Origin of the sequence: Marinifilum caeruleilacunae (assembly GCF_013141825.1) — a bacterium.
Taxonomy (GTDB): Bacteria; Bacteroidota; Bacteroidia; order Bacteroidales; family Marinifilaceae; genus Marinifilum; species Marinifilum caeruleilacunae.
In genome coordinates this window covers 1-497 of sequence record NZ_RZNH01000155.1, presented here as the reverse complement: position 1 = coordinate 497, position 497 = coordinate 1, and the positions used below count along the sequence as shown (strand labels likewise).

Annotated in this window: 1 protein-coding gene; it reads left to right on the top strand. The window is 45.1% G+C overall.

From position 1 onward, the window contains the following. Window positions 1–100: 100 nt before the first annotated feature. The coding region (locus ELS83_RS21855; RefSeq protein ID WP_216616778.1) for a hypothetical protein at window positions 101–497 on the top strand (397 nt) is incomplete at its 3' end.

Genomic DNA, 497 nt, shown 5'->3' with positions numbered 1-497 from the left:
TCCTCAGAACGGTGAGCAGTTGCACAATTTATTTGTGCATCTGTGAGGCGTTGCCGCCATCGGCGGAGTTATTTCATCTTTTTTAATTTAGAGGTTATATATGGCAACATCTGAATCTGCCAGATCTGTTGATACGCATGAATTGATGCCGAGTGATTTTTATCCGCACCCCTCAGAGGGTGGCGCTTATTCCTCATCGCAACAGAGTGTCCCGACTTTCGTTGATGACTATGTTGTGTATTTCGGCGGTGCATTTGTTATTGTGTTCTTTGTTTTGATAATATTATTCTTGTCCCGAAAAAATACTTCTTTACACACGAAAAGTAAGCGTGATGCTTTGCCTGTCAATCCCGATAAAAAGCCTGAAGGATGGAGCCAGCCAGAATATTTCCAGCTCTCCTTATGTGTGGAAGGGCCGGCAGACGCTGATGATTCCGTCTTTTCTTCTCTCGCCTCTCGTGTTGTCCGCGAAGCTGAAAATCTGTATATCCCCGGCG